Here is a 9646-nt window from a genome sequence, read left to right on the forward strand (position 1 = left end):
GTCTACCAGATCTCGCTCCTGAGTTTTCCGATCTTCTTTCAGTGCAAGCGTTATTCGGGAAGTGTCGGCCCGAACGCGGTGAGGGACTTCCGTGGCGCTATGGCTGGCCGTGGCGAGAAGGGTCTGCTGATCACCACCGGAACCTTCACCAGCGATGCACAGAAAGAGGCCCGCCGGGATGGTGCACCGCCCGTCGACCTGATTGATGGCGACCGGCTTTGCGAGCTGCTCAAGAAATATGAGCTTGGAGTCACCACCACGAAGAGGGTTGTCGAAGAAGTCGCAATCCTTACCGACTATTTCAAATCACTGCCAAAGTAACTGGACCCAATGGCACGCAAGCAGGTCTACAAGATCACCTACCCCAAAGGGAAGATCTACGTCGGCATGGATCTGACCGGCGCGATTTCCTACTTCGGTAGCCCCAGCGCCAAAGAGCGGATCGCCGCCGATCTTGCAGAGCATCGCCTAGACCTGACCGTCCGCAAGGAGATCCTCTGGGAATGCGAAACAGCCACCGATGCGGAAGTCCGCGAGATGGAGCGGCTCTTTATCCGCGAGACGGGCGCGAATAACCCGGCTCTCGGCTACAACCTCACGCCGAGGTGGTCGGAGTCGCAGTAGAGCGGATGACTCCCTCGCCGCCACGACGCCACGAGATGCGACAATCTTCCTTGGTGTCTCACGAGCAGTCAGCAACTAACAGCGATCAGCAGGAACTTCTGCGTGCTCTGGAGACCGGGCCGTGTCACCGGTTCTCCGAGTGGCCCAACCGTTCGGTGCCGAAAGTCGCCGCTGGCGTGTACACCGTCTGGGAGCACGATCGGCTGATCTACGTTGGGATGTCGGGCCGGGCGCTAGCAGCCGAGGATATCGCCGCACCGGACGAGCCAGCGAAAGCCAAGGGATTGTGGACGCGACTGGATTCGCACGCATCTGGACGCAGAAGCGGTGACCAGTTTTGTGTCTACGTCTGCGACCGGTTCGTCGTGCCGCGCCTTTCGCTTCAGCAACAGGCGCAGATAGGTGATGGCGTCTTGTCGCTTGACGCGCTCACCCGCAAGCACATCCATGATCACTTCGAATATCGGTATGTGCCCGTGGGTAACGGCAGCGACGCATTCGCGTTGGAACGCGATGTGCAGCGGGGCGCGCTGAGTGTCGGCAAGCCGTTCCTAAACCCTTTGTAGGGTGCCTGACAGCACCGACGACACGTTTTTGGCGAGATTGAAGTCGCCAACACAACCGACACCACCGATATGGCCGTGTGAGGGCTTGCGCGGTATCTGAGCTGGTCTTACCGTCACGTCATGAGCACCGATGACACCGCCGCGTCGGAGCACGGCGGTGATGCCGAGACGACCCAAGTGCCGCCGCCAGGCGACGAACCAAAGCTGGCCTGGTCAGTCCATGACGACACCTACGAGATGCCGACTAACCGGCACGGTCGACTCATGTGGGCCGGTCTCGCTGTCCTTGTCCTCGCCATAACGGCTGCGCTGGTCCTATTGCTATCAACGCTTTTCGGTAGGAATACCACGAATAACGCTCGAACACAGCCGGTTCCGTCACAGCCTGTGACGACGACCGTGGCCGCCGCGCCACCACCGCCCACAGTGACGGCACCGCCGCCGGTCATGGTCACACCGCCAACACCTACGCCGATCCTCAGCGCCAAAGACCGGAAGTTCCTGGCGGACCTCCGCCAGAACGAAGCCCTGGGCGATCCCGGCACCAACACTCCTGCCGTGCTCGCAGCAGCCCAATACGTCTGCGACGAGATGACCACCGGTGGTAACCCCACGGAGTTGCACTCGCGGTTACACGCGGTATGGCCGAGCATCGCCGAAAACGACGTGACGTGGTTTCTCTACACGTCCACGGCGGTCTACTGCCCGCAGATTGGCGGGCCGGTCTGATGTGGGATGGCCTTGCCACCCCTAGTTGTTTCCGTTCCCCGTCGTCCAGCAAAGGAAGGGTTGGGCACACATGTTTTTTCGTGCAACTCTCGTCGCGGCGGCAGCTATCGCGGCGGCACTGACGGGTCTCGCCGCGCCCGCTAAGAGCGAAACGGATTGCCCGCCGGGCACGTACCAAGCCTCGTCCGGTGACTGCGTGCCGTACCCCAAGAAAGGCTCAGCGCCGTGCCAGAACCCGACCGCGATCTGCAACGACGGCGACTACTCGTGCAGTGAACATCCGCACTCCGGTGGCACATGCCACGGCCATGGCGGGGTTGGGCAGTACCCTGTAAGCCCGCTCAGCCAGGGCGGGTGCGCGCCACGCTGAAACGTGTTGGCGGGGAACTCGCTTGTCAGACCGACTACCGTTTCGGTTTCGTTGCGTTCCCCGGCCAACCACGCGTCGCTACCGATTCGACCGACATTTTGAGTGACGTGAGAAAGAGGTAGGCACCGAAAGCGTTTGTCCAATAGTGTTTAAGGCTAGAACCAATCCATTCGTTGTAGTGCTTAGTCAAGATATTAGCAAGTTGGTCAGCGGGCATCTCTAGAGAAATATCAATCAATGCTGCCAAATCCGTCATGCTAGTGATCCCACCCTCGCGGAACGCCGACTTTGCGCCGCCGCTGTGAACATGAAGGAATTCGAACAGATTGTTGTCGTCGTCCGAACTAAGCTTATCAAGAATATTTGTGTACGATTCTTGGCTCATCGGCGCTAATTCAAACTCAAGCCGCCGTACCCGAACATGCTCGTCTAGCACCCGCCATGATGAAAGGACGTAGTTCCATTTGGGACGCAAGGTGTGTCTAGTTCCAAACTGCTTGTCTACAGCTTTTCGCTTGTCTTCAAACGTGGTTGCGTGAGTTGCGAGAAATGTTTTTAGATCAGCAATCTCATCCATCGCTTTATTCGGATTGCTTCGGATCGCGGCACGGCTGGCTTCTAGCCGTTCGATGATGATATCGTGCTCAGCTTGAACCTGATCGGTTGCGCTCGAAGCGTTATTAGTGCGATTGACAGCCCCCACACGTTCGTCGCTACAAAGTTCGTCTATCGCTTTGGAAAACTCAGACCAGGCCGCTTCTGAAATCCGGTTCACCTGGTCGATCTGTGCCTGCTGAGCAGCATTCGATTTGATCGTTTCCAAGAAGACCAACGCAATCGGCACGCCGATCAGAAATCCCGTGGCTGACGCGAAAATATTCAGCCCGTACCCGAGTTTGTGCCACCAGTCCGGCCACCAACACGGCGGGGCGAGTTCACCCCAGAAGCCCAAACCAAGTAGACACAGCCCGACGACAAGCGAGAGCGCCATCCACCACTGCGCGCGGCAACTGAAGCCCCGGAAAGTCTCCCAAAAACCCACGCGGCAACCCTATCGACCCCGCGACGAGTTTCCGCGCTCCTGACGGGGTGTCCGGTTAGCCCGGTCGCGTTTGGAACCGGTAAGCCGCCTGGCGCGTCCAACCCAATATGGAAGACATCGAGCGCGCCGCGATCCGTGACGAGGGCTGCGACCCCGATGACCCTGCCGTGGTGGCAGCCCTAGACCGGTGCGCTGGGAATTGGAGCATCTAGCGTATGGCCAGCCTGGCTGACTGTGATGATGGCGAATCGCAATTCGAAGCGGTAATCGCTTTTGCGACTGCGTGTCGCACAGCGTTCGTACGATGAAGCTGTGGCAGCCGGTCAGATCAAGCAAAGCGACGTACTCGCAGCAATTAAGTTCCGCGATGATCCCAGTCGACAGGAGTTTGTGCGGTCCCTTCGGTTCGAGGACCCGACGAAGTACCGACTCGTCTACGAGGGGCGCTTCTACAAGCCCAAGGAGATTATTGGGATCGCACACGGTATCGCCACCGGCCAATTCTGGGACAGGGACCGGTCGGGTGGGATACATAGCGGGCAAAAATCAGGCATTCTCGGCGATCTCGGTTTTCTAATCGATGACGGTCCGTTGTTCGAGTTGGAACAGTTGAGGGTCGACCGCACCCACGGCAAGCCGGCGCCGTATCAGTACGTCGTTTTGCTGTGGGCGATCTCCCGTGCTCGATCAGGTAGCCCGCGACTGGTTCCCTACTTGAACGTCCGTGACGAATTGGTCGAGTTGCTCGCGCCGTTCGCGATCAGGCAGACCACCCCTGACCCTGCGATGCCCTGGTTTGCGCTGCGGAACTCGTCCTGGTGGGAGATACAAGGACTATTCACCGGCGTCACTGATGCGGATGTGGAAAAATTCAACTTTCCCGCCGGATTATCTAGACTGCTGTATGAGCGGATGCGCGACGATGAGTCCTTCGCGGGTGCAGCCATCGACGTGATCGGTCGGATGATTGGCGGGGAACCCGCTTACGACCAGCTACTGGACGACTTGCGACTTACGCCACTCGCGGGCGAAGTGAAGTCGGCTCCAACGCAACACGAAGGTGCGTCGGCGTATTCCGGGCAGGCTCGCCGCACCTTCATCGTGACCTGGAACCCGGACAAGGGGCAGTGGGCCAAGCGGGGGGGATACCAGGACGCCATCGAGCGGACTGCGCGGGGTGAGACCGTAGAGGAGGACTGGTCAACCGGCGTAAGGACAAGTGGGGTTTCTCCGGGGGACCGGGCGTTTCTGCTGCAGCAGGGAGACCACGGCAGGGGAATCATCGCGAGTGGAACGGTCGTCGGCGAAATCCGCCAAATCCCGCACTGGGACCCGGAAAACCATCCGGGGGAAGTAGCAAACACCGTTGATATCGAGTGGGAATGCGTCCTCCCGGTCGAGGACATCCTTCCGAAAGAAGAGCTGAACCGGCAGCTTCCTGCGATCTACTGGTCACCCCCGGGCAGCGGAGTGCGCATCCCGGATGAGTGGGTCGACCAGTTGGAGGAGCTGTGGTCTAACCATCTCGCGGCTCTTGGCCGCAACGGGTCTCCAGAGGTGAGCGATGTCATCGCTGCAGTCGAGTCGGTGAGTAATCCGCGACGTAAGTTCCTCCGTAGACGCCTCACCGCAGAGGAGAACGCGGCGATCGAGGAGCGGGCCGTGGTTGTGACGCGCAAACACTTCGAGGACGAGTTGGGTTATAAGACCGAAGATGTCGGAAAGCGTGAGTCCTACGACGTGCACGCGACAAAAGGCCAAGAGGTCGTCAAAGTCGAGGTGAAGGGAACGACGACGGATGGTGCAGAGGTGGTTTTGACTAGGAACGAGGTCAATCTCCACCGAGCGGAGCATCCGAATAACGCTCTGGCGGTTGTTCGCAACATCGCACTCGATCGCAGCGGTGACCAACCAGTCGCGACCGGCGGAGAATTGGTTCTAGTCATGCCCTGGGAGATCAATGAGGGCGGACTAATACCAATCGCCTACGACTACCGCACCGGCATTTAAACCGCCCCGACGACCCCGCCGTGGTCGCGGCGATAGACCGGGTGCGGCGTGAACTGGCGCTCTTGATCTGACCCACGACCTCGCGTGCGGGCGTTCCCGCCGGGGCCGGGTTATCGGCAACTTGTCGGCAGCAGGGAGTCGGGCGGCCTATAGCTGTCCGGCAACCTGACGGTTACACCTTGTGAGTTGGGCGAACCGTGGAGCGAGAGCACATATTGACTTGGCCGTGTCCCTTCGTCGAAATAAAGCTCAACAAGGCTTGATTACCAGGATTAATGTCGATCTGGTCGTATCGAGGGCGCAAGCTAATGTCTGGCGAGAACTCCCTACGAAGTTCGGCGCGAAATGCTTCTACTGCCGGAGCACTCTGGAAACCGGCGGTCATGTCGATCATGTACTGCCCTGGTCGCTGGCCCAAGTCGTGGGAGGGCGTGGGCTGCCCGGTCGAGCCATTTTTGGCTTGTAGAGCGATGGCCAGATACGGAGCCCGTACGGCTGAGAATCGGTCCTTGACGCGCAAAAATTGCAAAAATTGTCCGCGGGATCGGGTGCGTTAGGCGACCGGGGGGTAGGGGTTAGGGTAGGCATGCTTCGGTGGAGTCAACGTCGACAAGCTCTTCGTACCTAACTCGTCTGCCGCCCAAGCAGATTAACAACGTTGTCGACAACTGCCCGGGCTGCCGCCTCCGGCGCGGGCGGCTCAGGCAGGGCGTTCGCCGCACCGCCATCTTGCTGCGGAATCCAATCACCGTACGTGTCCAACGTGAGTGTGTAGCTCGCGTGGCCTAGCCACTGGCTCACTTGCATGAAGTGGACACCCACCGAAAGTTGTTGCGCCGCAAAGGTATGCCTAAGGTCGTGAATCCGCACACCTTTCATCGCCGCGCACGCTGGTTCGGTTTTGGTCGCGCGCCGCGCTGGCTGGCTCACGGGTAACCCGACCGCCGCAAGCGCAGGCCTGAATACGCGCCGATAGAAAGTGTCCATGTCGACCGGCTCGGACCAGTCATAGGCCGTCTGCCGCCTATTACCTGCGTCCTTGATGGGAGCCCACTTGGCGGTGCGGCCCGGCCACAGCAGCGCGGTCGGCTCGTCGGCGCGCGGGTGCCCGGCGATGTAGTCCGCCATGCGCTCCGCAAGCCAGGCCGGAAGAGGTACGGTGCGCCGCGACCGCTTGCTCTTGGGAGTACCGGTCACCCAAACGCCGCCCCGGCGTTCCTTTGTGCGGCGAACGTTAACGGCGCAGCGCGGGCCGGGCGCAAAGGTTAGGTCACCGACCTCCAGGCCGGCCACCTCGCCCGCCCTCAGCCCCGTGTAAGCCATGAACTGAACCATAAGGGCATAGGCGGGGTAGGCCGGTAGGCCTGGCAGCTCTCCCGCTATCGCGGCGCTGAGCGCGCCGACCTGTTCGGCGGTCAACGGGCGGTGCTCAAAGCGGGCGCGGTCGCCGGTCGCGCGGCTCGCAGAGAAATCAACCCTGTCGGCAGGGTTCGCGGTTATCGCGCCGTGGTGCATGGCGTACCGCATTACCTTGCTAAAGGTCCGCCACACATGCGTTACGGTCTGCGGGCTCAGGGCGGCGTCAGCCGCGCCGACGCGGCTGCGCCGGTTCACGAGTGTCATGAGTAGCTGTTCGCAATGCGCGGGGGAGATCGCCGCGACCGCCGTAGCGCCCAGCTCTGGCAGAACGTAAAACTCAAGGAGCCGCTGGTATTTGACGCAGGTCGCCGCCTTCAGCTTTCCGCTGGCCACGCGCACCCCTTGGGCGTCGAGCCAGGCGCGTACGTAATACCCGAACGGCATGTCACCCGCCTTACGCTGCTCGGCTAGGGCGCTGGCGCCCGTCGTGTGCCGGGCGGCGTTCAGCTCGTCGCGGCGGGCCTCTGCCGCCTCACGCGTCGGATATGTCTCCCGCCGCGCGCGCATCTGCTTCGGGCCGTCTGGGTGCTCGGGGTTCACCGGCATGGGTAGGCCGAACTGGTCGCGGACTGGTTCTCGCCAGACGACGGCGTAGGTCTTTACGACCTTGCCCTTGCGCTTCTGCCTAGTCTCGTGCGCCCGTACATAGGCCATCTGGTCAGCTAGCCTCCTGCCCAACAGAACTGGCGGATGCATAGATGCGTCGCACTGTGGACGCTTGCCAGCTCGGCTTGCCGAGCGGGCTGAGGATGCCTTCGGCACTGAGTGCGCGGGCGATGCGCTCGTATGTCTGCCCAGCGTTGCGGTCCATGACGATCCGGCGCACGATGCCGGGTTGGACGACGCGTGGCCGGCCAATCCGTTCGCCACGTCGCTTCTTTGCGTCGAGACTGGCCTTGGTCCGCTCGCTGATCTGGGCGCGCTCGTACTCGGCGAAGCTCGACATCACCTGGGCGATCAGCCGACCGCTCGCCGTCGTGAGGTCAACACCGAGATCAAGCACGACTAGTGACCACCCCTGGTTCTGAGCTCGCTCCATGATGTCGGCCGCGTTGATAATCGACCGCGCAAGGCGATCCATCTTTGCGACCACGAGGCCATCGCCCTGCCCAGAGGCCAAGAGTCGTAGTACTTCCCGCAGATTAGAGTTGATGTACTTGCCGCTGGCGCCCTCGTCGGCATAGTGCTCCAGTTTCCAGCCGCGGCGCTTCGCCTCAACGTCGATGGCGGCGCGTTGTGCCTCAAGGCCATTGCGTATGTCGGCCTGTTCCTCAGTGCTCACGCGTGTGTAAGCAAACATCAACGGACGCTGTTGCTTTGCTACCACATTTGCTCCTGAATCCAGGAGTTGGCGTAACAATCAAGGCATAACAGGGTCCCGCGGAAGGGGTAGGGCGCTAGGCCCTCGGGCGCTGGGCCGTCACACTGCGGACAGGGCTGCTCCTCAAATCCTAAGAACCGCTTAAGCGTATTAACGACTTCATGGCGCTCGCCATCGGAAATCGCGGGGCAGCAGAGCTTTTGGTGCAACTCATCGACCGCCTGAACCTTTTCATCCATTCGTGTGCCTCCTTCGGTTAAGGGCGTAACCGGTCGGTTCCGCCTTACGCCCGGACGCTACGCCATTAGCGAACGCTCGTCTAGCCGCTGAGCTGCGACGATATATCTTGTGGCAAACGTCGCTCATCTCGTCGCTCCCGTGTGCGAACCCCTCGGCGGTCGGCGCGTACCGGCCGGGCGCTCGCAAGCCGTCAGCGGGCGAATGAAGGCCCATTCCGACGGGCCCTACCGCGTCCGGCCGGACCGTACGCGCCGCGGGCTCCGGACGCGGGCACGCGAAGCGCGCATGATTGCGGCGGCTTCCTCGTAGGTCACCGACACGGGCGGGGGTGCTATGTGGCGCGGAGGCTCTGCCGATTCGTCGGCGGGTACGTCGGTTGGGTCGGGCTGCGTCGCCTCGTCTCCGTGGCGGCTAGGGCCCGATACGGGCGGCTCCTGTTCGGGCACGAGTTCGGCGTCCACGAACTCGATTTCGGGCGTCGATAGGGCGGGCGGTTCGTTGGTGGGCAGGCCTTGGCGGGCACGGTGTTCCTCGCGGGTGATCTGCGCGATACCCGCGAAGGCAATGCCGGCCAGGAGTTCTTCCCACGGCTTGGGCTGCCGGGCTGATAGCTCTACCGCCGACTTCGCCGTAACCCCGCCGCGGTCCAGGGCGCTGTTAGTGGCTGCCAGCCTCACTTGTTCGCTCTCTGCGTTATCTGCCAAGCCCAACAGGTTTTTCACATTGTGGTGGGCCGCTTCTTGTAGCGCGCGCTGCGCCTTGGCCAGCACCTGTGGGGCTCCGCCACCGTGTACGCGGCATACGGTCCCGCCGCGAATGGCGTAGCGGCGGCACGGCTCGCCATCCTGTCTGCGCGCTTGGCACCGACGGGGGTGGTTAAGCGGCACTCCACCATTGCGCTGTAGATAGGTCCCCATGTTTATTGGTCCTTTCATCTCGGCGTTGGGGCTGAACCGGTCTTGGTGGTCTAAGCGCGCTGCGGGGCGGGTGGTTTGGCCGGCGGGTTGCGCTCGGCTGCAGGTAGTACGGTGGGGTGGGCTTGGCGTAGGGGTCGGTCTTCACGGGCGGTCCATCCGGTCTTCCTTCGATAGGCGGTCGCGCGAAAAAGGTTTCTACCAGGCCTTTTAAGCCGCTTTCCTCTAGTACCTCCGGAAATTGGGCTGAACTAGCTCTCCTTATATAGGCGTTTCGCCGTACCGACTTATACCCCTCTAAATTTCCTATATGACTAAGTGGTCTGGCACGGAATTTCGGTGACGTATTTGTGGGGGCCGTTATGCGGCGGGCGTGAGGGCGGCGTCTTCGTGGGCGGCGATGCGCTCGAG

The 9646-nt window shown here is 61.5% G+C and carries 10 protein-coding genes; 6 read left to right on the forward strand and 4 right to left on the reverse strand.

What is annotated here, in order from left to right; all coding sequences use genetic code 11:
* From ACLP9N_RS13020 to ACLP9N_RS13040, 5 genes are all read left to right on the forward strand, one after another.
* Positions 1 to 321, forward strand: a 321-nt coding sequence (locus ACLP9N_RS13020; RefSeq protein WP_442407790.1) for a restriction endonuclease, incomplete at its 5' end; no start/stop codon positions are given.
* 9 nt (positions 322 to 330) lie between these two features.
* The gene (locus tag ACLP9N_RS13025; protein WP_442407791.1) at positions 331 to 624 is read left to right on the forward strand and encodes a GIY-YIG nuclease family protein; all 294 of its coding nucleotides are present in this window, start codon (positions 331 to 333) and stop codon (positions 622 to 624) included.
* A gap of 53 nt (positions 625 to 677) precedes the next feature.
* Complete coding sequence (locus ACLP9N_RS13030; RefSeq protein WP_442407792.1) at positions 678 to 1190, forward strand: hypothetical protein; 513 nt, start codon at positions 678 to 680, stop codon at positions 1188 to 1190.
* Positions 1191 to 1310: 120 nt separating this feature from the next.
* Positions 1311 to 1919, forward strand: a complete 609-nt coding sequence (locus tag ACLP9N_RS13035; protein ID WP_442407793.1) for a DUF732 domain-containing protein — start codon at positions 1311 to 1313, stop codon at positions 1917 to 1919.
* A 70-nt stretch (positions 1920 to 1989) separates the two neighbouring features.
* On the forward strand, positions 1990 to 2289 hold the full coding sequence (locus tag ACLP9N_RS13040; RefSeq protein ID WP_442407794.1) for a DUF3761 domain-containing protein: 300 nt from the start codon (positions 1990 to 1992) through the stop codon (positions 2287 to 2289).
* 34 nt (positions 2290 to 2323) lie between these two features.
* Here the strand turns inward: ACLP9N_RS13040 and ACLP9N_RS13045 are convergent, their stop codons facing one another.
* A complete protein-coding gene (locus ACLP9N_RS13045) occupies positions 2324 to 3331 on the reverse strand; it encodes a hypothetical protein (RefSeq protein ID WP_442407795.1) in 1008 nt (335 codons plus the stop codon).
* A 312-nt stretch (positions 3332 to 3643) separates the two neighbouring features.
* Here ACLP9N_RS13045 and ACLP9N_RS13050 point away from each other — a divergent pair, with 312 nt between their 5' ends.
* On the forward strand, positions 3644 to 5341 hold the full coding sequence (locus ACLP9N_RS13050) for a protein NO VEIN domain-containing protein (RefSeq protein ID WP_442407796.1): 1698 nt from the start codon (positions 3644 to 3646) through the stop codon (positions 5339 to 5341).
* A 624-nt stretch (positions 5342 to 5965) separates the two neighbouring features.
* Here ACLP9N_RS13050 and ACLP9N_RS13055 read toward each other — a convergent pair.
* The 3 genes from ACLP9N_RS13055 to ACLP9N_RS13065 all read right to left on the reverse strand — a co-directional run bounded on the left by ACLP9N_RS13055 (position 5966) and on the right by ACLP9N_RS13065 (position 8998).
* Entirely contained in the window at positions 5966 to 7414 is a 1449-nt protein-coding gene (locus ACLP9N_RS13055) for a tyrosine-type recombinase/integrase (RefSeq protein ID WP_442407797.1), read from the reverse strand.
* 4 nt (positions 7415 to 7418) lie between these two features.
* Positions 7419 to 8060, reverse strand: a complete 642-nt coding sequence (locus ACLP9N_RS13060) for a recombinase family protein (protein WP_442407798.1) — start codon at positions 8058 to 8060, stop codon at positions 7419 to 7421.
* A 485-nt stretch (positions 8061 to 8545) separates the two neighbouring features.
* Positions 8546 to 8998: a hypothetical protein gene (locus ACLP9N_RS13065; RefSeq protein ID WP_442407799.1), complete on the reverse strand. Its 453-nt coding sequence runs from the start codon at positions 8996 to 8998 to the stop codon at positions 8546 to 8548.
* Positions 8999 to 9646 lie beyond the last annotated feature (648 nt).

The organism is Mycobacterium sp. (assembly GCF_052144515.1).
GTDB lineage: Bacteria > Actinomycetota > Actinomycetes > Mycobacteriales > Mycobacteriaceae > Mycobacterium.